We start from the raw sequence: 24,320 nt of genomic DNA on the forward strand, positions 1-24,320 counted from the left end.
CCGGGACGGCAATCCGGACGGAGGATCGGAAGGGTGGACCGATCGCCGCAGGAGCCTGCAGCCCATCCCGACGGCGCCGAGTCGCCTCTGAGCTTCCCCGTCGAAGCTCCGCGGCCCGACGGCCCCGAGCCGGGAGCGGGCGCGCCGGCGAGCTTCCCCGCTGTGCCGGGGGCAACGCGGCCCACGGACCCGCTGGCATTCCCCGCCGAGGCCGCACCGCGATCCGACCCGCCCCTCTTCCCGCCGCACACCACCGCCGCCCCGTCGCAGGCAGAGCCGTTGCCCTTCCCCGTCGCCGAACTGCCGGTTTCCGCCGCCACACCCCAACCAGCTTCGGGAGCCGAGCCCGAGCCCGCCCCGGCTCCCGCTCCGGCGGCGGCCGGCCTGCTCCGCCGCCTCCCGGCGGTGCTCGCCGCCCTCGCCGCCGTGCTGGCCGTCGGAGGCTGCTTCCTGCCCCTCTTCCGCATGCTCCAGGACCTCAACTTCCGGCAGGGGTTCATCGGCGCCCAGCTGACCATCACCGAGACCGCATGGGGCAACCGCATCGAGATCACCGGGCAGCCGGTCACCGACCGCCCCGGCGTGCCCGTGGGCATCCCCGTCGTCATCGCGGTCGTCGTGCTGGCCGCGGCAGCCATCGCGGCCTTCGCCCGGCCGGACCGCGGCCTCACCCGGTGGCTGCTCTCGGCCGGCGCGCTCTTCACCGCCGGCGTCGTCACCACCACCTGGATGAGCCGGTTCGAGCTGGCCGCCATCGCCGACGAGGAAGCCGGCCTGGCGGTCTCCACCGGGCCCGGCATGTGGCTGCTGACCCTGGCCACCGTGCTGGCGGCCGCCGCGGCCGTACTGGTCTACCTGCCGAACGTCGGCCGCAACCCCGGCTGGGCCGATCCGGCGCTCGCCTACGCCGACACCCCGACGCCGCCCTCCGGGGTCGCCATCACCGTCCTGCCGCCGGACGACGAGCAGCCCTGAGGCGTCGCTACCGTGGAGGCATGTGGGTCTTCTTCGGGGCGTCGGTGCTCATCGCCCTTACGCCGGGGGCGAACAACCTGCTCGGCCTCCACCACGGCATGACGCACGGTGTTCGCCACGGCCTCGCCGGGCTCGGCGGCCGGCTGAGTGCTTTCACCCTGTTGATCGCCGCCGTCGCGGCCGGGCTGGGGCAGCTGCTGGCCGCGTCCGAGACCGCTCTGACGATCATCAAGTGGGCCGGCGCCGCCTACCTGCTCTTCCTCGGCATCCGCCTGCTCTGGTCCACCTTCCGGGGCAAAAGCAGTCCCACGGAGCTGCCCGCGACGCCCATGACGGCGTGGCGCGTCACCCGCAAGGAGTTCGGTGTCGCGCTCACCAACCCGAAGGCGATCCTGATCTTCACCGCCTTCGTCCCGCAGTTCATCGACCCAGGTCACGGGTCATTTCCGGGGCAGCTCGCGCTGCTGGGCGCGGGCTACCTGCTGGCCGAGTTCCTGGCCGGCTCGGTCTACGTCTGCGTCGGCGCCGCGGTGAAGACGATCAAGCTCTCCCGGCGGGCCCGGCGCAACGTCGACCGGGGCACCGGCGTGGTCCTCGTCGGCCTGGCCGGCGTGCTCGCGACGTCCAACGCCTGAGCCGCGATCTGTCAAGGAATACGACCAAGACGGCGATGTGGATCAACCCGCCGGAGCAACCTTGGTACGGAAAACCCACACGGACTGCGGACACGCCCTGTGAAGCTGTTAGAGTCGGCGACACGCTTCGGGACGAGTGTGCCCCGAAGCGTTCCTGGCTTGCGTGCCAGTAGTGCTGTGTGTTCCTGCCGGCCCCGTGCCGGCCAAGCCGATCGTCGGTTAGGACAGCCGACGACGCCGAGGAGGTCCCCCGCGTGCTCAGCGCCTTCCGCTCGGCTCTCGCGACGCCGGATCTACGCAAGAAGATCCTGTTCACGCTAGCCATTGTCGCGGTCTACCGAATCGGTGCGACCATTCCGGCGCCCGGCATCTCCTACGGTGCCGTACAGGCCTGTAGCTCCCAGGCGCAGCAGGAGGGCGTCTACCAGCTGCTGAACCTGTTCAGCGGCGGTGCGCTGCTGCAGCTGTCGCTCTTCTCGACCGGGATCATGCCGTACATCACGGCGAGCATCATCATCCAGCTGCTCACCGTGGTCATCCCGCGGTTCGAGGAGCTGAAGAAGGAAGGGCAGTCCGGCCAGGGCAAGCTGACCCAGTACACCCGGTACCTGACGATCGCGCTGGCGATCCTGCAGGCCACCGGCGTGGTCGCGCTCGCGGACCGCAAGCAGCTCTTCCCCGACTGCCAGTCGCCGATCATCCCGGACAACAGCGTCTACTCGCTGGCCATCATCGTCATCACGATGACCGCGGGCACCGCCGTCATGATGTGGCTGGGCGAGCTGATCACCGAGCGCGGTGTCGGCAACGGCATGTCCGTCCTGATCTTCCTGAACATCGCGGCGCGCATCCCGGTCGAGGGCGGCAACATCCTCAGCAACGCGGGTGGTGTGGGGCTGGCGATCGTCTGCGTCTTCGGCCTGGTGATCATCGCCAGCGTCATCTTCGTCGAGCAGGGGCAGCGCCGGATCCCGGTGCAGTACGCCAAGCGCATGATCGGCCGCCGGATGTACGGCGGCACGTCGACCTACCTGCCGATCAAGGTCAACCAGGCCGGTGTCATCCCGGTCATCTTCGCGTCTTCCCTGCTGTACCTGCCGGACCTGATCAGCCGCCTCGTCGGCGACCAGAACGCCAACTCCGGCTGGCAGGTGTTCATCAAGAACTACATCGTGAACCAGTCCAGCTGGGTGCACATCGCGCTGTACTTCGCCCTGATCATCTTCTTCACGTACTTCTACATCACGATCACGTTCAACGTGGACGAGCGTGCGGAAGAGATGAAGAAGTTCGGCGGCTTCATCCCGGGCATCCGCCCGGGCCGCCCGACCGCGGAGTACCTGAGCTTCGTGCTCGGCCGGATCACCCTGCCCGGCTCGCTCTACCTGGGCATCATCGCGATCCTTCCGAACTTCTTCCTGTCGTTGACCGGGAGCGGGAACAACCAGAACTTCCCGTTCGGTGGCACGGCTGTGCTGATCATGGTCGGCGTCGGCCTCGACACCGTGAAGCAGATCGAGAGCCAGCTGATGCAGCGCAACTACGAAGGGTTCTTGAAGTGACGCGCCTGGTTCTCGTCGGTCCGCCCGGCGCGGGCAAGGGCACGCAGGCGGTGGCCCTGTCCGAGCAGCTGCGCGTCCCGCACATCTCCACCGGTGACCTGTTCCGCGCGCACGTCGGCCAGGAGACCCCGCTCGGCCAGGAAGCGAAGCGCTACCTGGACTCGGGTGAGCTCGTGCCGGACTCGGTGACCAACGAAATGGTCCGAGAGCGGCTCGCCGAGCCGGACGCCAAGGTCGGCTTCCTGCTCGACGGCTTCCCCCGCAACACCAAGCAGGCCGAGGTCCTCGGCGAGATCCTGGGCGACGCGGACGTCTCGCTCGACGCCGTGATCCAGCTGCAGGTCCCGGAGGACGTCGTCGTCGGACGGCTCATGTCGCGCGGCCGCGCGGACGACACCGAAGAGGTCATCCGCCGCCGTCAGCAGATCTACGTGTCGGACACCGCGCCGCTGCTGGAGTACTACGCCGACATCCTGGTGACTGTCGACGGCGTCGGCAGTGTCGAAGAGATCTCGGGCCGGGTGCTGAAAGCGCTGCGCGACCGCACGTGAACCTCGGAGGATTGCGTGTTCTGCAAGTGCTCCGGCGTGGGCGCATGATCGAAGTCAAGACCCCGGACGAGCTGCAGGCGATGCGGGCCGCGGGCCTCGTCGTCGCCCGCACGCTCGCGGCGGTCCGTGCCGCGGCGAAGCCGGGCGTCAGCACCGCCGAGCTCGACGAGCTGGCCGAGCAGACGATCCGGGACGCCGGCGCGGTGCCGTCGTTCAAGGGCTACCACGGTTTCCCGGCGTCGATCTGCGCGTCGGTGAACGAGCAGATCGTCCACGGCATCCCGGCGAAGAGCCAGGTGCTGGCCGACGGCGACATCATCTCCGTCGACTGCGGCGCCATCCTCGACGGCTGGCACGGCGACTCCGCGGTGACACTGGCCATCGGCCAGGTCTCCGACGCCGACCTCGCGCTGTCCGCGGCGACCGAGGCGGCGATGTGGGCCGGGATCGAGGCGGTCACCGCCGGCGGCCGGCTCACCGACATCTCCTACGCCGTCCAGTCCGCCGCCGAGCGCGCGGGCCGTGACGACGGCATCGAGTACGGGATGATCGTCGAGTACGGCGGCCACGGCATCGGCCGCCAGATGCACATGGACCCGTTCCTGCCCAACGTCGGCAAGCCCGGCAAGGGCCCGCGGCTCAAGCCCGGCATGGCGCTGGCGATCGAGCCGATGCTGACCGGCGGCGGCGGGGAGACCCGCGAGCTGGACGACGGCTGGACGGTCGTCACGGCCGACGGCTCCCGCGCGGCCCACTGGGAGCACACCGTCGCGATCACCGAAGACGGCCCCTGGGTGCTCACCGCTCCGGAAGACGCCTGACCTGCGCATTCACCCACATGTGGTGATCGCGATCACGTCCACCTGCACGGTCCTTTAGCATGGTCACCCCCGGTTTGGGGGTCGCGACACGAGTTGCGTACACTGTCAAGTCGGCGCACTTATCGCGCCCGGATCCTGCACGCTCGTGAACTCACGGTCTTGGGAGCCGGGCACCAGTGTGCCACGCACCACCCAACCCGGCACTAGTGCTCCGGTTGGTCACAGACTGTAGCGACAGACAGTGTCGACAAAGGAAATGCGGAGGACATGGCGAAGAAAGACGGGGCCATCGAGGTCGAAGGCCGCGTAGTCGAGCCGCTCCCCAACGCGATGTTCCGCGTCGAGTTGGAGAACGGTCACAAGGTCCTGGCACACATCAGCGGCAAGATGCGGCAGCACTACATCCGCATCCTGCCCGAGGACAGGGTTGTCGTGGAGCTCTCGCCCTACGACCTCTCTCGTGGTCGCATCGTCTACCGCTACAAGTGATCACGAAGAGCAGCTAACAGGAGAGCAGAAGACGTGAAGGTCCAGCCGAGCGTCAAGAAGATCTGCGACAAGTGCAAGGTGATCCGCCGTCACGGCCGGATCATGGTGATCTGCGAAAACCTGCGGCACAAGCAGCGGCAGGGCTGATCGCCTGCACTCGACCAGAGTGGATTGACGGCTACACAACCTCCCCGCACCTGCCGGTTCACGCGAGTGAACCGGTTCACCCCCGGGCTTCAGGCCGGGGCCGGGACACCCGAAGCGCAAGCCGAGGGCACGACAGGCGAGTCGGTCCCGGAACCGGACGGGGAGCAGACCTGAAGATGAAACCGAAGAAGGAGCATCAACGCCAATGGCACGACTCGCTGGCGTAGACCTCCCCCGCGAAAAGCGGTTGGAGATCGCGCTTACCTACATCTACGGCATCGGCCGTACCCGCTCGAAGCAGCTCATCAAGGCTGCCGAGCTCAACGCGGACACCCGCGTCAAAGACCTCAGCGATGACGACCTCGCGAAGCTGCGTGTCTACATCGAAGAGAACTTCAAGGTCGAGGGTGACCTTCGCCGTGAGGTGAACGCCGACATCCGTCGGAAGATCGAGATCGGGTGCTACGAGGGCCTTCGCTGGCGCCGCGGACTTCCCGTCCGTGGTCAGCGCACGAAGACCAACGCCCGTACCCGCAAGGGTCCGAAGAAGACGGTCGCCGGCAAGAAGAAGGCTGGCAAGAAGTGAGCGTCCAGGGCAAGAAGGTCGTGCAGATGGGTGGCGTTCAGCGCCGCGGCTCGGCTTGTGTCTCGCCCAAGGCGCTCTACGCCCGCCCGATGGCGCTCCGCAACCTGTACACCGACGCCGGTTCGATCATCCGGCGCGGACAGGCCGAAGCGGTCGCCGCTCACCAAGAGAACGCGCGCTAACAGGAGATCCCTCACAACATGCCACCGAAGTCTCGTACTGCGGCCGGGGCCAAGAAGGTCCGCCGCAAGGAAAAGAAGAATGTCGCGCACGGTCACGCGCACATCAAGAGCACCTTCAACAACACCATCGTCTCGATCACGGACCCGACCGGTGCCGTGATCGCGTGGGCGTCGAGTGGGCACGTGGGCTTCAAGGGCTCCCGCAAGTCCACCCCGTTCGCCGCGCAGATGGCCGCCGAGAACGCTGCCCGCAAGGCCGCCGAGCACGGCATGAAGAAGGTCGACGTCTTCGTGAAGGGCCCGGGTTCGGGCCGCGAGACGGCGATCCGCTCGCTGCAGGCGGCCGGCCTCGAGGTCGGCACCATCCAGGACGTGACCCCGCAGCCTCACAACGGCTGCCGCCCGCCCAAGCGGCGCCGGGTCTGAGGAACGGGGAGGAGTAAGAAGAAATGGCTCGTTACACCGGCCCCGCGACGCGTATTTCGCGTCGCCTCAAGGTTGACCTCATCGGCGGCGACCAGGCTTTCGAGCGTCGCCCCTACCCGCCGGGCCAGCACGGCCGCGGGCGCATCAAGGAGTCCGAGTACCTCCTGCAGTCGCAGGAGAAGCAGAAGGCTCGCTACACCTACGGCGTTCTCGAGCGTCAGTTCGTCCGGTACTACAAGGAAGCCGTCCGGCGTCCGGGCAAGACCGGTGAGAACCTGCTCCAGATCCTCGAGTCCCGCCTGGACAACGTGATCTACCGCGCCGGCATCGCCCGCACCCGCCGTCAGGCGCGTCAGCTGGTGAGCCACGGCCACTTCCTGGTCAACGGCAAGAAGGTGAACGTCCCGTCGTTCCAGGTCACCAAGTGGGACATCATCGACGTGCGGCCGAAGTCGTTCTCGATGCTGCCCTTCGTCGTGGCCAAGGAGTCCTTCGGCGACCGCCCGATCCCGGCGTGGCTGCAGGTCGTCCAGTCCAACCTCCGCGTGCTGGTCCACCAGCTGCCGGAGCGTGCGCAGATCGACGTTCCGGTTCAGGAACAGCTGATCGTCGAGCTTTACTCGAAGTAGTCCGGCCCCGTCGGACAAGGCGGCGGCGCGACAGGTGCGCCGCCGCCGCGCCATCCCTTCGACGTCATATGGCGGGCGTCGTCTGGAAAGGAATTAGGAAGAAATGCTGATTTCCCAGCGGCCGGCTCTCGGCGAAGAGACGGTCAACGAGACCCGCTCCCGGTTCACCATCGAACCGCTGGAGCCCGGCTTCGGCTACACGCTCGGCAACTCGCTGCGTCGTACGCTGCTGTCGTCCATCCCGGGCGCGGCCGTGACGAGCATCCGCATCGACGGCGTGCTGCACGAGTTCACCACCGTTCCCGGGGTGAAGGAAGACGTCACCGACATCATCCTGAACCTCAAGGAGCTCGTGGTGTCCTCGGAAGAGGACGAGCCGGTCACCATGTACCTGCGCAAGCAGGGCCCCGGTGAGGTCACGGCGGCCGACATCGTGCCGCCGGCGGGTGTCACCGTGCACAACCCGGATCTGCACATCGCGTCGCTGAACGGCAAGGGCAAGCTCGAGATCGAGCTCGTCGTCGAGCGCGGCCGCGGTTACGTTCCGGCCCTGCAGAACAAGCAGGCGGGCGCGGAGATCGGCCGGATCCCGGTCGACTCGATCTACTCGCCGGTGCTCAAGGTGACCTACAAGGTCGAGGCCACCCGTGTCGAGCAGCGCACCGACTTCGACAAGCTGATCCTGGACGTCGAGACGAAGCCGTCGATCACGCCGCGCGACGCGGTCGCGTCGGCCGGCAAGACGCTGGTGGAGCTGTTCGGTCTCGCTCGCGAGCTGAACGTCGACGCCGAGGGCATCGAGATCGGGCCGTCGCCGCAGGAGGCGGACACCATCGCCGCCTACGCGATGCCGATCGAGGACCTGGACCTCACCGTCCGGTCGTACAACTGCCTCAAGCGCGAGGGCATCCACACGGTGGGCGAGCTCGTCTCGCGCAGCGAGGCGGACCTGCTCGACATCCGCAACTTCGGCGCCAAGTCGATCGACGAGGTCAAGCTCAAGCTCGTCGGCCTCGGCCTCGCGCTGAAGGACAGCCCGCCCGGGTTCGACCCGACCGCGGCGGCCGCCAGCTACGACGGTGAAGGCTGGTCGGAGGGTGTCGGTGGCATCGCCGACGGGATTTCGGATGGCCACGACGATGGCCAGGACTACGCAGAGACCGAGCAGCTCTAGGGCTCTGTGCCTGGACGCTGCGAGCTGAACTAGTAGGAGAACCAATGCCCACCCCTACCAAGGGAGCCCGGCTCGGCGGGTCGTCCGCGCACGAGCGGCTGATCCTGGCCAACTTGGCCACGCAGCTGTTCGAGCACGGCAAGATCACGACCACCGAGGCGAAGGCCCGCCGGGTCCGCCCGCTGGCCGAGAAGCTGATCACGAAGGCGAAGCGGGGCGACCTGCACAACCGCCGTCAGGTGCAGAAGGTCGTCCGTGACAAGGACGTCGTGCACAAGCTGTTCGCCGAGATCGGTCCGCACTTCGCGGAGCGTCCCGGTGGCTACACCCGGATCACCAAGACGATGGCGCGCAAGGGCGACAACGCCGCCATGGCCGTCATCGAGCTGGTGGCCGAGAAGACCGTGACGTCCGAGGCCGAGCGCGCTCGCAAGACGAAGTTCGCCAAGGACGAGAAGGCCGCCGCTCCGGTTGCCGAGGAGACCACCTCGACCGAGGAGACCCCCGAGGCTCCGGCCGAGGAGGCCAAGGCCGAGGACACCACCGCCGAGACCGAAGCCCCGGCTTCGGATGACGCGGACGCCAAGAAGGACTGACGTCCTGACGGCCGATTCGACACCGGACGAGCCCGCCACTCCCCCCGGGGAGGGCGGGCTCGTTCGTCTGCGCCTGGACGTCTCCTACGACGGCACGGACTTCTCGGGCTGGGCCCGCCAGCCGGGCCGCCGGACGGTCCAGGCGCTCCTGGAGGAGGCCCTGCAGCGGCAGCCGCCGGGGGCCGCGGTGCCGAAGTCCGTCGTCGTGGCGGGCCGTACGGACGCCGGCGTGCACGCGACGGGCCAGGTGGTGCACGTCGACGTCGTGCCGCTCGCTCCGGGCACCTCCGGCCGCGTCCCGGTCTCCGCCGAAGGTATCCCGGACCTGACCCGGATGGTGGGCCGCTGGAACCGCCTGCTGCCGGGCGATGTGCGCGTGCTGGGCGCCCGGGTCGCTCCCGAGGGCTTCGACGCCCGGTTCTCCGCGGTGCGGCGGCACTACCGCTACCGCGTCTCGGACGCCCCGTGGGGCGTGGACCCCTTGCGCCGCCACGACACGCTGGCCTGGAACCGTCCACTCTCGACGGACGCGATGAATGCCGCGGCCGAGGAGCTCCTGGGTCTCCACGACTTCGCGGCGTACTGCAAGCAGCGTGACACGGGCACGACGATCCGCGAGCTGCAGCGCCTGGAGTGGGCGCGGGTGGACGAGCACCTGCTGGAGGTCCGGGTCTCGGCGGACGCGTTCTGCCACTCGATGGTCCGCAGCCTGGTGGGCGTGCTCCTCCTGGTGGGCGACGGCCGCCGCACCGACGCGTGGCCCGCGAAGGTCCTGGAGAGCGGCATCCGCGACAGCGCGGTGGCCCCGGCCCACGGCCTGACGCTCCTGGGCGTGGACTACCCGCCGGACGAGGAACTCGCGGCGCGGGCCGAGCAGACGAGGAACGTCCGCACTTCCCCCTGACGAACGAAAAGCGGGTGGCTCCCCGAGGGGAACCACCCGCTTTCGCCGGTCCGGAAAGGACGTCAGTCGCCGCGGCGCACCGGGCCGAGGAGCTGCTGCTCCTTGCCCGTCGTCACCAGCCGCAGCGGACGCCAGAGGTTGCGGCCCAGGGCCACCACCTGATCGTCCTTCAACGTCGTCAGCTGGCGCATCATCTGGGGCGGCAGGCGCCAGATGCGCGCCGCCAGCTCGGCCTGTCCGGCCGGGAGGCGCTGCATCAGCACCAGGTCCGCCGCGTTGGCCGTCGCGCCCGCCTGCGGGTGCAGGTACGGGAGCACGTAGACCGTCGTCTGCCAGGGCGAGCGGGGCGGGAACAGGTCCTGCGGCGTCGGGCCGCCGTCGGTCACCACCAGCAGCGGCGCGTCCTCCGACGGCCGCGGCAGCTCGACCGGCGACAGCCGGCGGATCTGCACCAGCGGCGACGGCCGCCCGTCGCGGCTGCCGGCCGCCCGGGAGAGCACCTGCCACTCGGTCGGGCGCCCGGTGGCGACGACGACCCACGCGCCGACCGCCATCGCGCGCATGGCGACCTGGCGGGCCAGGTAGAGCCCGCCCACCAGCACGATCCGGGTGGGGGTCGAGCGCAGCGCCGAGATCGTCAGCGGCTCGCCCTTGAGGCCCGAGCCGAGCACGATGCCGCCGCGGTCACCCGAGGGGCTGATCGCGTCGAGCATCGCGGGGTCCACCGTGAACTCCGGCGCCACGCCGCTGTTCTGCCCGGCGTCACGGACGCGGGAAGTCATGCTGTGCCTCCGATCGGCAAGGTCGCGGCGAACGCGGAGACCTGGAGGCCGCGCAGCGGCGTCAGGTCCACCCCCAGCCGCTCGGACAGCCCCTGCAGCCGCTGGTCGGCGGCGTCGAGCTCACGCGGGTTCCGCGCGCTCAGCCGGACCACGCCGCGCAGCCCGATCTTGCCCTCGTCGGACGCCGGGGAAATCGACATCGCGAGCGTCGCCGACAGCGCGCGGACGCTCGTCAGCGCGTTCAGGCTGTTGGTGACCTTGCCCTTCGGCCAGCCGGTGATGGCGTAGCTCGCGTGCCCGATGCCGGCCGCGGTCACGCCGGACCAGCGTTCCTGCAGCGTCACCTTGGTGGGTGACCCGGCCACCGACGTCAGCTCCGCGGCGGAAATGCCCGCCCGCAGCAGCTCGTCCGGGTCGAGCGGCCGCGTCGGCACGCCCTGGGACTCCAGCGCGTTGCGGACCCGCGACAGCGCCCCGATCAGGGCGCGGTGGGCGCCGACGACGCCGCCGCCGCGCTCCCGGATCGCCGCCGGGCAGCGCCGCGGGTCGAGCCGGATCGCCACCCACGTCGTGCGCCGGGCCGCCGCGGGCAGGGGCCCCAGCACCTCCATGTAGGAGCTCAGCGCGGGCGAGTCCGACGGCAGCGCCGCGCTGCCCGGGTAGCAGTGCCAGATCATCTGGATCGAGTCGAGGACCACGCCGCGGTCTTCGAGGCAGGGCGCCAGCGCCGACAGCGGCAGGCTCGGCGCGCCGTCGGCCTGGGTGATCAACGCCGGCGCCGGCTCGACGAGCAGCACCGCCGTCCACGTGCCGTCGTTCCAGGCGAGCCCGACCTGCTGGCGCTCGTGGTCGACGCCGTGGGCGACGACGAGGTCCGGCACGGCGATGCGGAGCAGGTTCACGCGGGCGTCGTCGGGGCCGGTGACCGTGGTTTCTTCGGCGGTCATGGCTTCGACGGTGCTCGGCGGCAGCGGGTCCGCGACCCGGTCGTGCGAGCGGAAGGTGTAGCGCAGCGTCAGGCCGACCCACTGGGTGAACCAGCGGCCGCGCCAGCGCAGCAGCGCGACGATGAGGGCGAAGCCGGCGATGCCGATGCCGACGTACTTGAGCGACATGTCGATCGCGAGCAGGACCAGGCCGATCGCGAGGCCGACTTCGAGCACGACGAGGTTGGCCACGGGCAGCGGGCCGAGGGTGACGCCGGCGGACCGCCGCCGCGCCGGTGGGGCCACCCTGGCCGGGCCGGGTGGGGGAGTGGCAGGACCGCTGTCGTCGGGCCCCTGAGGGCCACCGGGGCCGCCGCCGGGACCGCCCGGACCGCCGGGACCGCCCGGACCGCCGGGGCCGCCCCCTCCGGGGCCGCCAGGACCGCCGCCACCAGGGCCGCCAGGACCACCGGGACGCCCACCGGGACCAGGTCCGCCGGGAACGGGGCCACCGGGACCACGCGGAGGCATGCCAGGGCCGCCGGGAACGCCACCGGGTCCACCGGGAACGCCACCGGGGCCACCGGGCACTCCACCGGGGCCGCCAGGGGCACCGGGAACGCCGCCGGGTCCGCCAGGGCCGCCGGGAACGCCTCCGGGACCTCCGGGTCTGCCCGGCCGCGGCGGCGGGCCCGGCGGACGGCCACCGGGCGGCGGGGGCCCGGGCGGGCCAGGCGGACGTGGAGGAGTGGTGACGGACATCCGCGCTTTCTCTTCCCCTCGTGCTTGCTGCGTACCCGGAAGCCGGGTCCCGGGGAGCCCGACACTAGCTTGAGTTGGTAGAAACCCCACACCAGACGGTCCCCGTACGGCTATCCTGCGGAACCGTACCGCGACGGGGAGAGCTGTAGGTCGAGAATGCCATCAACACCCACGACTAAGTCTCAGGTCCAGGCGTATCAGTTCGTCCTACGGCGGATGCAGTCGGCGCTGGTCCGGCGGGACGCCGTGATGCTGCACGACCCGATGCGCACCCACACGCGGGCCACGATCGTGGGGGTGGTGCTGGGCGCGCTCGGCATGATCGTGTTCGTCGTCTGGGGCCTGCTCAGCCCGGCGCCGTCGGTGCCCGAGGCCGGGAACATCGTGATCGGCGAGCAGTCCGGCACGGTCTACGTGGTGACGGGCAACCCGAAGAAGCTGATCCCCACGTTCAACCTCGCGTCGGCGCGGCTCCTTCTGCTGGCCCAGCAGAAGAACTCCGCCGCGGGCGCCGGTGGCGCGACCGCCGCGCCCGCTCCCGCCCCGGCGAGCCCGGCGGCTGTGAAGAATCCCACGGTCGTTTCCGACGAGCAGCTCAAGGACATTCCGCGCGACAAACTGACCGGAATTCCGGACGGTCCGCAGCTGATCCCGACGGATTCCCAGCGAATTTCCCCCAATTGGGCCGTCTGCGACCAGGTTCAGCTGGAACCGTCGCTGCCGAACCCGGACACCGGCCGGACCAACACCTACGTTTTCGGCGGCATCGCGCCGAGCGGCCTGGGCACGGAGCTGCGCGAAAACGAGGCGTTGCTGGCGAAGGCCGACAACGGGAAGACCTACCTCGTGTACCGGCTGCCGAGCTCCCGGAACCGGCCGAACGCGAACACCGTGCGCGCCGAGATCGACGTCGACAACCCGAACGACGCCGTCCGGACGGCGCTGCAGCTGCCGCCGACGCCGCGGAAGATCACGCAGGGGCTGCTCAACGCGATCCCCGAGGTCGCGAAGCTGACGCCGCCGAAGATCCAGAACGGCGCGCCCCCGGCGGACTTCGACGGCCTGACCGCGGGCGACGTCTTCGCCACGCAGCAGGCCGGCGAGACGACGCTGAACTACTGGGCGATCACCCGCACCGGCATCCAGCGGGTGTCCAACGCCGTCGCCGACATCATCCGCGTCGCGAAGAACGGCAGCTCCGGCCGGATCCAGACGCTGGGCCTCGACAAGCTCGCCGGGGTGCACACCATGCAGCCGACCGACCCCGGCTACATCCCGGTCGACGACTTCCCGCGCTCGGTGCCGACGGTCCTCGACGCGACGAAGAACTCGTCGGTCGCGTGCCTGGGCTGGTCGCTGGCGGGCTCCGGCCCCGACCAGGACGCGCACACCTCGGTGTACGTCGACACGCAGCTGCCCGGCCAGAAGAGCGCCGGCGAAAAGTTCGCCCCGATGACGGTGACCACCCTGGGCCCGAACCGGGTGCCGCTCAACGGCTTCTACCTCAAGCCCGGGTTCGCCGCGGTCGTCCAGTCCGCCACCGGCAAGGCCAGTTTCGGCAAGGGCCAGATCCAGCTGATCTCCGACCGGGGCGTCCGCTACAGCGTCCCGGACGCCCAGACCGCGGACGCGATCGGCATGAACAACCGGCAGCCGGCGCCCGAGTCGATCATCGGGCTGCTGCCGACCGGGGCGTCGCTGAACACCCAGGACGTGCTGCGCCAGTTCGACGCGGTGCCGATCGACCCGAACGCCGGCGCGTACCCGACCACGACCCGGCCGCCGGGGAACTGAGCGGAACCGCCGGGCCGCGGCGGGCGTCCCACGCTCGAAGGTCTTTCTCGTGAGCGGAGGTGCCGTGGCCGGCTTGAGGATGGACGGCGTCGTCGTCGCCCGGTACGCCGAGACGGCGGAGGCCGCCGCGGCCGACCTGGACGCGGCGGCGGCCGAGGTCGGCGGGGACGTCACCGCGGAGTCCTACGGGGCACTGGGCGCACAGATCGGCCTCGGCGAGTCCTACAGCCGCGCTTCCGGGGCGTTGCGGCGGCAGCTGGCCGACGGCGCCGAGGCGCTGCGTTCGGCCGCGGAGGCGCTGCGGCAGGTGACGGTCCGCCACGGCGGGCAGGACGCGGAAGCCGCGGAGCTGATCAAGCGGGCCGGAAGGCTCGACGGATGAGGACCGAGAGCGACCCCCTGGTGGCTTCGGTGCCGGTGCCCGCGGGCGAGGACATCACGGCGGCGGCTGAGCCGTACCTGGCGTACCTCACGGATCTGGCGCGGCAGCTGGGCGTGCTCGACCCGGTCGAGACGTACTTCCGCCCGCTGCTCGGCCGCTGGGCCGACCTCGGCGCCGAAGCGGATCGCCTGCGCCAGGCGGCCTCGGTCGCGGCCGAGGTTTCGGCCCGCCTCGACGGCGAGCTCGGCCGGCTCGACGCGGGCTGGGAGGGCCGGGACGCGGACTCGTTCGTCACGTACATCCGCGCGATCGGCGCGGCGGGCGGCGACCTCCACGAGGCGCTCGACACCCTGGCCGGCGCGCTGGACGAAATGGTGACGACGCTGCGGCACGTGGTCGTCGACCTCGTCGAGGTGCTGGTGGACGCGGCGGAGCTGACGTCGGAGACGATGCTGCTGCCGTCCGGCGGTCCCAAGCGCGCGCGGGCCCAGCTGCAGGAGACGCAGGATTCGGCGAAGGCGCTGCACGAGACCGCGCGCGACGTCATGGAGGCGTTCGACCGGCTGTGCGACGGCGTCGACGACGCGGACGCGGCGTCCCGCACCATCGAGATCCGGCACCGGTACCCGCCGGAGCGCTTCAAGCTGCACGACGACGCCCTGAACGATGCGGGCGAGCAGGCCACGGACGCGGCTTCGCCATCACCCTCGGGCGACGAATCCACGACGCCGTCCTCGGCCGACGAGGTCATGACGCCGTCCTCGGCCGCGGGCCCGGCGGAGGGACGGCACACCGGCGCGGGGACCCTCGACCCCGCCCAGCCCACCGACGCCGCCGCCCCGCAGGCCCCGCCCGCGGAGCAGGACCACAGCACGTCGGGCGGGGTCCCGATGATGCCGATGATGGGCTTCGGGGCGTTCGGCTCGGGCGGCCAGGCTCGCCGCCCGTCGAAGACCCGCCCGGTCACGAAGTCGTCCGACCTGCTGGGCGAGCCCGGCCTGGTCGCACCCCCGGTGATCGGCGAGGACGAGAACCCGCAGCCGAAGAAACCACCGGCCCCGCCCGCGACCTGACCTCGGCCGGAACGGATCCCGTTCCGGCCAGGGGGTCAGCGTCGGGTGTCGGTTTCGGCCGGGCGGTTGCGGCGGATCGTGTGCATCACGAACAACGTGATCAGCAGGGCGAGCACGCCGCCCGCCGTGCCGGCCAGCGCCACGATCACCGGGGTCGAGCTGTGGTCGTTCGCCGGGGGGAGCTGGGCCAGCTGCGGGGCGGGGGGCGGTGCCTGGTTCCCGACCTCCGACGGCAGGACCTGGGTCAGCGCCGCCACCGGGTCGATGACCCCGTAGCCGACGAAGTTGTCACGGCCGCCCGGCGCCGCCGGGTGCTGGGCCGTCTCCTTGATCCGGTTGACGATGCCCTTGGCGTCGAGCTTCGGGTACTTCGCCTTGACCAGCGCCGCCAGGCCCGCCACGTACGGAGCCGCGAAGCTCGTGCCCTGGATTTCGCTGGCCTTGTCGCCGTTCTCGAAGGTCAGGTTCGCCAAGCTGCCGGACCCCTCGGCGGGGTCCAGCGAGACGATCTTCGTGCCGGGGGCCGCGACGCCGACCCACGGGCCGTGCACGCTGAACGGCGCCACGCTGCCGTACTCGTCGATCGCCCCGACCGACAGCACGTCGTCCGCGAACCACGGCGGCGTCACGATCGTCTTCGGCTTCCGGGCGTCCGGCTGGTCGTTCTGCGGGCACGTGTCCGTCGCGTTGCCGGCGGCGGCGACGATCACGATGCCGGCTTGCGCCGCGAAGCGCACGGCCGCCTGGACCTGCTGCTCGCCTTCGGTGATCGACCCGGTGGCCGGGCGGCAGTTGTCGACCGACATGTTGATGACGTCGGCCTCGTGCCGTTCGGCGATGCCGTGGATGATCTCGGCCAGCGTCTTCAGCGTGCCCGCGGTGCCGGCCTTCTCCAGCTGGCGCCCGCCGTTGGACTGCCCGGGCGACGTCCCGTCGCCTTCGGCGCCGCCGCCACCACCGCCCGGCGGCAGCTCCGTGCCGGTCCCGGACGGCGGGTTGGTGCTCGACGACGGCGGTGTGCTCGAGCCGGCGGTCGAGTTCTGCTTGGCGGGCTCGTAGTTCTCGCTGAGCTGGCGGTAGGACACGATCGTGGCGTCCGGCGCGACGCCGACGAACCCGACCTCGGGGTTGTCGGGCTTCGCCCCGATGATCCCGGCGACCTCGGTGCCGTGGCCGTCGCAGTCCTCGAGCCCCGGTTGCTGGCCCTTCGTCGGCGTGGCCACGTAGTCGCCGCCGGACTTGAGCCGGTCTTGGAACCACGGGTGCTTCGTCACGCCGGTGTCGATCACCGCGACGCGGACGCCGCTGCCGGCACCGCCCGTGGCGGCCTTGACGATGTCCTGCGCCTTGGAGATCTGCAGGTACTCCTGGCCCCACGGCCGGTTCTTGATCTGGATGTCCTGGCCGAGGGTGCTGCGCTGCACGCAGCCCTTCGTCTGCGTGTACGTCTTGTCGGGTTGGCGCGTGTCGGGGATCAGCTTGTCCATGTCGACCGGCGGCGGCGTCGCGAAGTAGCCGTCAGCCGGTGCGGCCTGCGCCCACGCGGGAACCGCGAGCGTCAGCGGCGACAGGAGGCCGATCGTGCCGGCCAGCAGGGCCGTCGTGGTCCTTCGGGTCCGTGCTGCTGCCATCGGAAATTCACCCGATCCGGTCACTTGAAGTTCAGGTGCCGCAGGGTGGTGTAGAGGTCCATCACACCGAGGGCGAGGGGCAGCACGGAGGCGATGCAGATCGCTTCGATGATCTCCACCGTGCGCCGCAGCGGCGGCGAGAACCGCTGGTTCGGGAAGATCACGCCGACGACGAGCGCGCCCGCGGCGAGCAGGATCAGCACGCCGAAGACGTAGAGCAGGCGGTTCTGGGCGTTCGCCGAGACCAGCCAGCCGATGGCGATCCCGGTGGCGGAGACCAGGCCGGTGGTGAGCAGGGCGATGGCCTGGCTGCCGTTGGCGTACGCGCGGGCGCGCAGCAGCAGGACGAGCGTCGCGACGACGCCGAGGATGATCCCGAACGTCCCGGGCGCGCTCGCGGCGATGATCGCCGAGACGGCCACCGTGGCGCCGCAGCCGACCATCAGGCCGGTCATGTAGTTGTGCGCGATCGCCGTGCGGCGCTCGATCGCCCGGTAGTCGGGGAAGCCGGAGTCTTCCTTCAGCTCTTCGGCGTTGCTCGGGACGTGCGGCAGCGGCAGCTTCGCGAGCCAGATCGTGGCGCGCGGCAGGATCGAGATGCAGGCGAGGGCGACCGCGACGGTGCCGGCCGCGATCCCGGCCGCCGGGTGCGCGACGAGCGTGCCGAACAGGAAGGCCAGCGCGCCGAAGGTGCCCGCGGTGGCGGCGGCGATGAACGTCGTGATGCCGGCACCGATGACCATGATGCAGACCGACGCGACGATGATCACCAGGACCGCGCCGAGCAGCAGGTTCGCCCGCAGCGACAGCCCGGGCACGATGTAGAAGCCGCTGACGAAGGCCAGCGGGAGGCCACCCGCGGCGGCGATCAGCACGCCGGTCGGCTCCGCCTGGTAGCCCTTGGCGAGCGTGGCGCCGATCGCGACGCAGGCGATCGCGCCGATGCCGCCGGCGATGGCGGCGCCCAGCGCGCTCCCGCCGTAGAACGAGCCGCTCATGAACAGCGCGACGGCGGCGGCGAACAGCGCCAGCCCGCCCGCGACGTGCCCGAACCGGTTCGCGGTCTCCTTCGTCCACGGCCGGAAGCTGTCCGGGGACGACTCGGCGATGGCGTCGACGACGTCGTCGTACAGCGGCGGCGGCGGGTTCTCGTTGCGCTTGCGCAGCTGGAGCAGCTCGCCGTCGACCACCCCGAGCGAGGCGAGGGTCCGGCTCGGATCGAGCGGCGCGTCCCCGAGCTTCGCCAGCGCCCAGCCACCGTGGCGGGCACCCCCGTCGGGCGCGGTCTCCTTGGCCATGTCCAGCAGCATCGGCAGCAGATCGGCCACCGCGACGTCGGCGGGCAGCGCCACGTCGATCCGGGTGGACGGCGCGACGACCGTCACCCTGCTGAATACTGTCGTGCCCGTAGCCACTGCACTGCCCCCGCTCGGTCGATACTGCTCCCGGGGGAACTTATACCGAACCCCGGCGCGGGCATCATCGAACGTCCGAAATTCACCGGCCACCGCAGCTCATGGCCTGGGCGCCCTTCGTTTCCGAGGCTTGCGGACCGCGTAGCCGGAGGATCCGCGCCGCGCATTCGAGGCGGCGGCGTGTGGTGGGTTCGGCCGATGCCCAGCCCCGGCCGACCGCCGTCGCCGTCAGGAGGCCTTCGAGGTGGCCGGATTCACCGGCATCCGCAGCTCACGAGCCGGACGGCGCCATTACTGTCGGTGCCGCGCCGTACACTCGCCAGGCGAGGTCAGGACCGGTTCACGAGGGCGTTACGGCATCCGCCGGAATTCCACCGCGGCGTTCGATAGGTTGTTCCGCGCACCTTGCGCACTAAACGGTGGCCGCCATCGTCGAGTTTGAAGAGGGGTCCTTCGATGAGCACGCTGCAGTTCAAGAAGTCGCCGCGGCTGGCGGCACCGCGGCCGCCGGGTGGTGAGGTGCACCTCGAGCCGCCGCCCGAGGTTCCGCGCGTCATCCCCGGGAACGTCGTCATGAAGGCGCTTCCGGTCGTCATGATCGTCGCGTCGCTCGGGATGATGGTCTTCATGTTCCAGGCCAGCAACCGGAACCCGATGATGATGGCCATGGGCGGCATGATGGTCGTCGGGACGCTCGGGATGATGGCCGGCGGCGGTGGCAAGGGCGGCGGTGCCAAGCGCGCCGAGATGGACGAGGACCGCAAGGACTACCTCCGCTACCTGGGCCAGATGCGCGATCGCGCCCGCGAGGCCATGGTCGACCAGCGCGCCGCCCTGGAGTGGGTGCACCCGGACCCCCAGTCCCTCTGGTCGCTGGCCGCCAGCCGCCGGATGTGGGAACGCCGCCAGAACGACCAGGACTTCCTGCACCTGCGCGTCGGGCGCAGCTCGCACCGGCTCGCCACGCGGCTCGTCCCGCCCCAGACCGGGCCCGTCGACGAGCTGGAGCCGATCGCCACCCTCGCGCTGCGCCGGTTCGTGCGGGCGCACTCGATCGTTCCGGACCTGCCGACCCAGATCACCCTCCGCGGGTTCGCCGCGGTCAGCATGCAGGGCGACCGCGCGCTGACCCGCGGCCTCACCCGCGCGATGCTCGCGCAGCTCGTTTCCTTCCACAGCCCCGACGACGTGCTGATCGCGGTCGCCACCGCGGGCCGGGCGAAGGAGGAGTGGGAGTGGGCGAAGTGGCTGCCGCACGTCCAGCACCCGACGCTGTCGGACGGCATCGGCCAGCTCCGGATGATGGCCGGCTCGCTGGCCCAGATCGAAGACTGGCTCGACGAAGAACTGCGTGACCGCCAGCGCTTCTCCCGCAACGCCACGCCGGCGCCGGATCAGCCGCACGTCGTCATCATCATCGACGACGCCGAGGTCACCCGCGAAGAGCAGATCGTCCTGGAGGAGGGCCTGGTCGGCGTCACGCTGATCGACCTGTCCGAATCCCTCGGCAACCTCGCCGCCCGCCGCGGCCTCCGGCTGGTCGTCGAAGCCGACAGGCTGGGTGCGCGCAGTGCCGGCGGGGTCGAGTGGTTCGGCCGCCCGGACACCCTCAGCCTGGTCGAGACCGAGTCGCTGGCCCGGCTCATCTCGCCGTACCGCGTCGGCGGCGCCGCCGGCCAGGACGTCGGCGACGAAGAGCCGCTGCTGTCCAACCCGTCGCTGCTGGAGCTGCTCGGCATCCCGGGTGACCCGATGACCTTCGACGTCCAGCAGGCGTGGCGGCCGCGGCCGATCCGCGACCGCTACCGCGTCCCGTTCGGCGTCGGCGAGTACGGCCAGCCGGTCGAGCTGGACATCAAGGAAGCCGCCGCCGAGGGCATGGGCCCGCACGGCCTGTGCATCGGCGCCACCGGTTCCGGTAAGTCCGAGTTCCTCCGCACCCTGGTGCTGGGCCTGCTGTCCACGCACTCGTCGAGCACGCTGAACTTCGTCCTCGTCGACTTCAAGGGTGGCGCGACGTTCATGGGCCTGGACAAGGCCCCGCACGTCTCCGCGGTCATCACGAACCTCGCGGACGAGGTCACGCTGGTCGACCGCATGAAGGACGCGCTGGCCGGTGAGATGAACCGGCGCCAGGAAGCGCTGAAGAACGGCGGCAACTTCAAGAACGTCTGGGAATACGAGAAGGCGCGCGAAAACGGCGCGGACCTCGACCCGCTGCCCGCGCTCTTCATCGTCTGCGACGAGTTCTCCGAGCTGCTGTCGGCGAAGCCGGACTTCATCGACCTGTTCGTCGCCATCGGCCGGCTGGGCCGGTCGCTCCAGATGCACATGCTGCTCGCCTCGCAGCGCCTCGAGGAAGGCAAGCTGCGCGGCCTCGACTCGCACCTGTCGTACCGGATCGGCCTCAAGACGTTCTCGGCGGCGGAGTCCCGCGCCGCGATCGGCGTGCCGGACGCGTTCGAGCTGCCGTCGGTCCCCGGTGGTGGCTACCTGAAGTACGACACCTCGACGCTGGTGCGGTTCAAGGCCGCCTACGTCTCGGGTCCGTACCGGCCCGCCGGTCTCAAGGCGGCCGGCCCGGCGGCGACCGTGGTCCGCGCGGACAAGCGGCCGCAGCTGTTCGTCCCGGACTTCGTCGAGCTGCCGAAGGAGCCGGAGCCGCAGTTCATCGAAGCGGCCCCGAAGGAAGAGCAGCGGCAGCCCGAAGAGGCGGTCGAACCCAGCGAGCTCGACGTCATCGTGTCGCGCCTGGTCGGGCAGGGCCCGCCGGCGCACGAGGTGTGGCTGCCGCCGCTGAAGGACCCGAACTCGCTCGACACCCTGCTGCCCAACCTGAACCCGACCGAAGACCGCGGCCTGTCCCCGGTGGGCTTCTTCGGCAACGGGCGGCTGCAGGTGCCGCTGGGCATCATCGACCGGCCGTACGAGCAGCGCCGCGACCCGCTGTGGGCGGACTTCTCCGGTGCGGCCGGGCACGGCGTGATCGTCGGCGGCCCGCAGACCGGCAAGTCGACCATGCTGCGGACGCTGATCATGTCGATGGCGCTGACGCACACCCCGGAAGAGGCGCAGTTCTACTGCCTCGACCTCGGTGGTGGCACGCTCGCCGGTCTCGCGGGCCTGCCGCACGTCGGTGGCGTCGCGGTCGCGCGGCGCGAGCCGGACAAGGCCCGCCGGATCGTGGCCGAGCTGACCACCCTGCTCACCGAGCGGGAAGGCCGGTTCGGGGCGATGGGCATCGACTCGATGACCGAGTTCCGCAACCGCAAGCGCCGCGGCGAGATCCGGCCGGACCAGGACTCGTTCGGCGACGCGTTCCTGATCGTGGACAACTGGCGGGCCCTGCGCGACGACTTCGAAGAGCTGGAAACCTCGATCACCCGGCTCGCCACGCAGGGTCTGTCCTACGGCGTGCACGTGATCATCTCCGCCAACCGGTGGGCCGACATCCGGCCGGCGATCAAGGACATGCTGGGTACGCGGTTCGAGCTGCGCCTCGGTGACCCGACCGAGTCGGACATCGACCGGCGCATCGCGGTGAACATCCCGGCCGGGCGGCCGGGCCGGGGCCTGACCCGGGACAAGCTGCACATGCTGGGCGGCCTGCCGCGGATCGACGGCTCCAGCGACCCGGAGACGGTCGCGGCCGGCGTGGCCGACGCGGTGGCGAAGATCAAGGGTGCCTGGCGCGGCCGCGTCGCGCCGCAGGTCCGCCTGCTGCCGGAGCTGATCACCTACGAAGACGTGCTCCAGCTCGACTCCGCCCGGGAGTCCAAGCTCATCCCGATCGGCGTCAACGAAGAGGACCTGCAGCCGATCTACCTCGACTTCAACGCCGAACCGCACTTCTACGCCTTCGCGGACGGCGAGTCGGGCAAGACGAACCTGCTGCGGCAGATCGCCCGGGGCATCTCGGAGCGCTACACCGCCAAGGAAGGTCTGATCCTGCTGGTCGACTACCGGCGCACGATGCTCGGCTTCATCCAGGGCGACTCGCTGCTCGGGTACGCGGTGTCGGCGGCGCAGCTGGAAAGCATGATCAGCGACGTCTTCAACTCGATGACGCGGCGCCTGCCGGGCCCCGACGTCACGCAGGAGCAGCTGAAGACGCGGTCCTGGTGGAAGGGCCCGGAGCTGTTCATCCTGGTCGACGACTACGACCTGGTGGCCACGTCGAGCAACAACCCGCTGCGGAAGATCTCCGACTTCCTGCCGCAGGCCAAGGACGTCGGCCTGCACCTGGTCGTCGTGCGGCGCACCGGTGGCGCGAGCAAGGCGATGTACGACCCGATCATCGGCAAGCTCAAGGAGATCGCGGCCCCGGGCATGGTGATGAACGGCTCGCGGGACGAAGGCGCGCTGGTCGGCAACATCAAGCCGAGCGCGATGCCGCCGGGCCGGGGCAACATGCTCACCCGCAAGTACGGCAAGCAGCTCATCCAGGTGTCGTGGATCCAACCCGACTGACGACGGCGGCGGGACGTGCTCCCGGCGGGGTGGGTAGGTTCCTCCCCGGGGGAGCGCCCCGCCGGCGGGGCGTGGGGGAACGCGAACATTACTGCGGGAGCTGCTGGTGACGGTCCGGGTTGCGGTGGACTTCGGGACATCGAGCACCTGCGTCGTCGCCTCGGTGAACGGGCGCGAGCCGCAGGTCGTGGTGATCGACGGCCAGCCGCTGATGTCCTCGGCGGTCTACGCGGCGGCGGACGGCACGCTGTTCGTCGGCCAGGAGGCCGAGCGGCAGGCGGCGGTCGACCCGTCGCGGTACGAGCCGAACCCGAAGCGGCGGATCGACGAGGGCGAGCTGCTGCTCGGCGAGAACGTCCTGCGGGTCACCGACGTCATCCACGCGGTGCTGGGGCGCGCGGTGTCCGAAGCGCGCCGCCTGGCCGGGGACGCCGAGGTCGACCTGCTCGTGCTGACCCACCCCGCGGACTGGGGCGCGATCCGCACGCGGCTGCTGCGGCAGGCCGCGGGCGGGCTGGCGCGCGAAGTCGCGCTGGTGCCGGAACCGGTCGCCGCGGCGGTCTACCACGCGGCGACGTTCGCGCCGCAGGACGTGACGACCGACCGCACCGTCGAGTTCAGCGGCCGCCCCGGCGAAGCGCTCGCGGTGCTGGACCTCGGCGGCGGCACGGTCGACGTCAGCGTGGTGCGGCGGCTGCCGCCGGACACCGCGCGGGACCGCGCCGGCCGTCCGCAGCGCGGCGGTTTCCAGGTGCTCGCCACCCGCGGCGATCCCGCCTTCGGCGGCGCGGACATCGACCAGGCGTTGCTGGAGCACCTCGGTTCCCTGGTTTCCTCGGCCGATCCGGACGCTTGGCGCGAGCTCGTCGAAGGCCGCGAACTGGCCGACCGGCGCCGGCGCCGCGTGCTGCGCCAGGACGTGCGGGGCGCGAAGGAGACGTTGTCGCGGCACGCCTACACCGACGTGCCGATGCCGCCGCCGTTCGCCGACGCGCACGTCACGCGCGAGGACCTCGAGCGGCTGATCGCGGCACCGCTGGGCCGGGCCGTCGAGCTGACGGTCGCCGCGATCGGCGACGCCGGCCTGCGGCCGAAGCAGCTCACGGCGATCTTCCTGGTCGGCGGGTCGAGCCGGATCCCGATGATCTCGCGGCTGGTGCACGAACGCACCGGTGTGGTGCCGACCAGCCTCGACCAGCCCGAGACGGTCGTCGCGCGCGGCGCGCTGCGGGCGGTGCTGGTCGACCCGGACCGCACCGGCGCGTTGCCCGGCGAAGCGATGGCCCGGCTGGGCGCGGCACCGGGCGGCGCGCTCAACCCGGCGGCGCAGCGCACGGAGGTCGTCCGCCCCGGCGACGTCGCCCCGCGCCCGGCACCGCCACGCTCCGGTCCGGGTGGGTTCACGAAC

Annotated in this window: 23 protein-coding genes; 19 read left to right on the forward strand and 4 right to left on the reverse strand. The window is 70.8% G+C overall.

Annotation, left to right across the window (positions count from 1 at the left end):
• The first annotated feature begins 279 nt into the window (after window positions 1-279).
• The 14 genes from ACFVYA_RS01750 to truA all read left to right on the forward strand — a co-directional run bounded on the left by ACFVYA_RS01750 (window position 280) and on the right by truA (window position 9,677).
• Window positions 280-975: a hypothetical protein gene (locus tag ACFVYA_RS01750; protein ID WP_387041182.1), complete on the forward strand. Its 696-nt coding sequence runs from the start codon at window positions 280-282 to the stop codon at window positions 973-975.
• Between the two features lie 20 nt (window positions 976-995).
• The gene (locus ACFVYA_RS01755) at window positions 996-1,610 is read left to right on the forward strand and encodes a LysE family translocator (RefSeq protein ID WP_387041184.1); all 615 of its coding nucleotides are present in this window, start codon (window positions 996-998) and stop codon (window positions 1,608-1,610) included.
• Between the two features lie 254 nt (window positions 1,611-1,864).
• Entirely contained in the window at window positions 1,865-3,172 is a 1,308-nt protein-coding gene (gene secY / locus ACFVYA_RS01760; protein ID WP_013222619.1) for a preprotein translocase subunit SecY, read from the forward strand.
• Window positions 3,169-3,723: an adenylate kinase gene (locus ACFVYA_RS01765; protein ID WP_013222620.1), complete on the forward strand. Its 555-nt coding sequence runs from the start codon at window positions 3,169-3,171 to the stop codon at window positions 3,721-3,723. The genes secY and ACFVYA_RS01765 overlap by 4 nt, the downstream gene beginning before the upstream one ends.
• A gap of 44 nt (window positions 3,724-3,767) precedes the next feature.
• On the forward strand, window positions 3,768-4,544 hold the full coding sequence (gene map / locus ACFVYA_RS01770; RefSeq protein WP_285988113.1) for a type I methionyl aminopeptidase: 777 nt from the start codon (window positions 3,768-3,770) through the stop codon (window positions 4,542-4,544).
• A 267-nt stretch (window positions 4,545-4,811) separates the two neighbouring features.
• Complete coding sequence (gene infA, locus ACFVYA_RS01775; RefSeq protein ID WP_004558881.1) at window positions 4,812-5,033, forward strand: translation initiation factor IF-1; 222 nt, start codon at window positions 4,812-4,814, stop codon at window positions 5,031-5,033.
• A gap of 33 nt (window positions 5,034-5,066) precedes the next feature.
• Window positions 5,067-5,180, forward strand: a complete 114-nt coding sequence (rpmJ, locus tag ACFVYA_RS01780) for a 50S ribosomal protein L36 (protein ID WP_004558882.1) — start codon at window positions 5,067-5,069, stop codon at window positions 5,178-5,180.
• A gap of 205 nt (window positions 5,181-5,385) precedes the next feature.
• Window positions 5,386-5,766, forward strand: coding sequence for a 30S ribosomal protein S13 (gene rpsM / locus ACFVYA_RS01785; RefSeq protein WP_034285908.1), 381 nt, complete (start codon window positions 5,386-5,388; stop codon window positions 5,764-5,766).
• Window positions 5,763-5,948: a hypothetical protein gene (locus ACFVYA_RS01790; RefSeq protein ID WP_013222623.1), complete on the forward strand. Its 186-nt coding sequence runs from the start codon at window positions 5,763-5,765 to the stop codon at window positions 5,946-5,948. Before rpsM ends, ACFVYA_RS01790 begins: the two co-directional genes overlap by 4 nt.
• 18 nt (window positions 5,949-5,966) lie before the next feature.
• Window positions 5,967-6,374, forward strand: a complete 408-nt coding sequence (rpsK, locus tag ACFVYA_RS01795; RefSeq protein WP_004558885.1) for a 30S ribosomal protein S11 — start codon at window positions 5,967-5,969, stop codon at window positions 6,372-6,374.
• Between the two features lie 23 nt (window positions 6,375-6,397).
• Window positions 6,398-7,003, forward strand: coding sequence for a 30S ribosomal protein S4 (gene rpsD / locus ACFVYA_RS01800; RefSeq protein WP_285988114.1), 606 nt, complete (start codon window positions 6,398-6,400; stop codon window positions 7,001-7,003).
• Between the two features lie 103 nt (window positions 7,004-7,106).
• On the forward strand, window positions 7,107-8,177 hold the full coding sequence (locus ACFVYA_RS01805) for a DNA-directed RNA polymerase subunit alpha (RefSeq protein ID WP_004558887.1): 1,071 nt from the start codon (window positions 7,107-7,109) through the stop codon (window positions 8,175-8,177).
• 44 nt (window positions 8,178-8,221) lie between these two features.
• Window positions 8,222-8,773 carry a 50S ribosomal protein L17 gene (gene rplQ, locus ACFVYA_RS01810; protein WP_387041191.1) on the forward strand — a complete coding sequence of 184 codons (552 nt, stop codon included), beginning with the start codon at window positions 8,222-8,224 and terminating at the stop codon, window positions 8,771-8,773.
• Complete coding sequence (gene truA, locus ACFVYA_RS01815) at window positions 8,748-9,677, forward strand: tRNA pseudouridine(38-40) synthase TruA (RefSeq protein ID WP_387041194.1); 930 nt, start codon at window positions 8,748-8,750, stop codon at window positions 9,675-9,677. Before rplQ ends, truA begins: the two co-directional genes overlap by 26 nt.
• Window positions 9,678-9,739: 62 nt before the next feature.
• On the opposite strand, the gene ACFVYA_RS01820 is transcribed toward truA, so the two are convergent.
• Together ACFVYA_RS01820 and eccE are read right to left on the reverse strand one after the other, a co-directional pair.
• A complete protein-coding gene (locus tag ACFVYA_RS01820) occupies window positions 9,740-10,459 on the reverse strand; it encodes a hypothetical protein (RefSeq protein WP_285988116.1) in 720 nt (239 codons plus the stop codon).
• Entirely contained in the window at window positions 10,456-11,637 is a 1,182-nt protein-coding gene (gene eccE / locus ACFVYA_RS01825; protein WP_285988117.1) for a type VII secretion protein EccE, read from the reverse strand. Before eccE ends, ACFVYA_RS01820 begins: the two co-directional genes overlap by 4 nt.
• 666 nt (window positions 11,638-12,303) lie before the next feature.
• Here eccE and eccB point away from each other — a divergent pair.
• From eccB to ACFVYA_RS01840, 3 genes are read left to right on the forward strand one after another with little or no spacing between them, the layout of a single operon-like run.
• Window positions 12,304-13,941 (forward strand): type VII secretion protein EccB, encoded by a 1,638-nt coding sequence (gene eccB / locus ACFVYA_RS01830; RefSeq protein WP_387041197.1) that lies wholly within the window; start codon window positions 12,304-12,306, stop codon window positions 13,939-13,941.
• A gap of 49 nt (window positions 13,942-13,990) precedes the next feature.
• A complete protein-coding gene (locus ACFVYA_RS01835) occupies window positions 13,991-14,323 on the forward strand; it encodes a hypothetical protein (RefSeq protein WP_387041200.1) in 333 nt (110 codons plus the stop codon).
• Window positions 14,320-15,396 (forward strand): WXG100 family type VII secretion target, encoded by a 1,077-nt coding sequence (locus ACFVYA_RS01840; protein WP_387041203.1) that lies wholly within the window; start codon window positions 14,320-14,322, stop codon window positions 15,394-15,396. Before ACFVYA_RS01835 ends, ACFVYA_RS01840 begins: the two co-directional genes overlap by 4 nt.
• Before the next feature lie 35 nt (window positions 15,397-15,431).
• Here ACFVYA_RS01840 and ACFVYA_RS01845 read toward each other — a convergent pair whose 3' ends face one another.
• Window positions 15,432-17,027 carry a S8 family serine peptidase gene (locus ACFVYA_RS01845; RefSeq protein WP_387041206.1) on the reverse strand — a complete coding sequence of 532 codons (1,596 nt, stop codon included), beginning with the start codon at window positions 17,025-17,027 and terminating at the stop codon, window positions 15,432-15,434.
• 20 nt (window positions 17,028-17,047) lie between these two features.
• Window positions 17,048-18,412 (reverse strand): type VII secretion integral membrane protein EccD, encoded by a 1,365-nt coding sequence (eccD, locus tag ACFVYA_RS01850; protein WP_285988122.1) that lies wholly within the window; start codon window positions 18,410-18,412, stop codon window positions 17,048-17,050.
• Between the two features lie 486 nt (window positions 18,413-18,898).
• Between eccD and eccCa the strand changes: the two genes are divergently transcribed.
• Together eccCa and ACFVYA_RS01860 are read left to right on the forward strand one after the other, a co-directional pair.
• Window positions 18,899-22,912, forward strand: coding sequence for a type VII secretion protein EccCa (eccCa, locus tag ACFVYA_RS01855; RefSeq protein ID WP_387041210.1), 4,014 nt, complete (start codon window positions 18,899-18,901; stop codon window positions 22,910-22,912).
• Window positions 22,913-23,018: 106 nt separating this feature from the next.
• Window positions 23,019-24,320: Hsp70 family protein (locus ACFVYA_RS01860; protein WP_387041213.1), on the forward strand; the 1,302-nt coding region annotated here is incomplete at its 3' end.

Origin of the sequence: Amycolatopsis sp. NPDC058278 (assembly GCF_042881395.1) — a bacterium.
Classification (GTDB): domain Bacteria; phylum Actinomycetota; class Actinomycetes; order Mycobacteriales; family Pseudonocardiaceae; genus Amycolatopsis.

What these genes read in the sequence shown, in the direction of transcription:
- ACFVYA_RS01755 (WP_387041184.1), top strand. Translation starts at nt 996, where the DNA reads ATGTGGGTCTTCTTCGGGGCGTCGGTGCTCATCGCCCTTACGCCGGGG.
- map (WP_285988113.1), top strand. Translation starts at nt 3,768, where the DNA reads ATGATCGAAGTCAAGACCCCGGACGAGCTGCAGGCGATGCGGGCCGCG.
- infA (WP_004558881.1), top strand. Translation starts at nt 4,812, where the DNA reads ATGGCGAAGAAAGACGGGGCCATCGAGGTCGAAGGCCGCGTAGTCGAG.
- rpsM (WP_034285908.1), top strand. Translation starts at nt 5,386, where the DNA reads ATGGCACGACTCGCTGGCGTAGACCTCCCCCGCGAAAAGCGGTTGGAG.
- rpsK (WP_004558885.1), top strand. Translation starts at nt 5,967, where the DNA reads ATGCCACCGAAGTCTCGTACTGCGGCCGGGGCCAAGAAGGTCCGCCGC.
- rpsD (WP_285988114.1), top strand. Translation starts at nt 6,398, where the DNA reads ATGGCTCGTTACACCGGCCCCGCGACGCGTATTTCGCGTCGCCTCAAG.
- ACFVYA_RS01805 (WP_004558887.1), top strand. Translation starts at nt 7,107, where the DNA reads ATGCTGATTTCCCAGCGGCCGGCTCTCGGCGAAGAGACGGTCAACGAG.
- rplQ (WP_387041191.1), top strand. Translation starts at nt 8,222, where the DNA reads ATGCCCACCCCTACCAAGGGAGCCCGGCTCGGCGGGTCGTCCGCGCAC.
- truA (WP_387041194.1), top strand. Translation starts at nt 8,748, where the DNA reads ATGACGCGGACGCCAAGAAGGACTGACGTCCTGACGGCCGATTCGACA.
- ACFVYA_RS01820 (WP_285988116.1), bottom strand. Translation starts at nt 10,459, where the DNA reads ATGACTTCCCGCGTCCGTGACGCCGGGCAGAACAGCGGCGTGGCGCCG.
- eccB (WP_387041197.1), top strand. Translation starts at nt 12,304, where the DNA reads ATGCCATCAACACCCACGACTAAGTCTCAGGTCCAGGCGTATCAGTTC.
- ACFVYA_RS01840 (WP_387041203.1), top strand. Translation starts at nt 14,320, where the DNA reads ATGAGGACCGAGAGCGACCCCCTGGTGGCTTCGGTGCCGGTGCCCGCG.
- ACFVYA_RS01845 (WP_387041206.1), bottom strand. Translation starts at nt 17,027, where the DNA reads ATGGCAGCAGCACGGACCCGAAGGACCACGACGGCCCTGCTGGCCGGC.
- eccCa (WP_387041210.1), top strand. Translation starts at nt 18,899, where the DNA reads ATGAGCACGCTGCAGTTCAAGAAGTCGCCGCGGCTGGCGGCACCGCGG.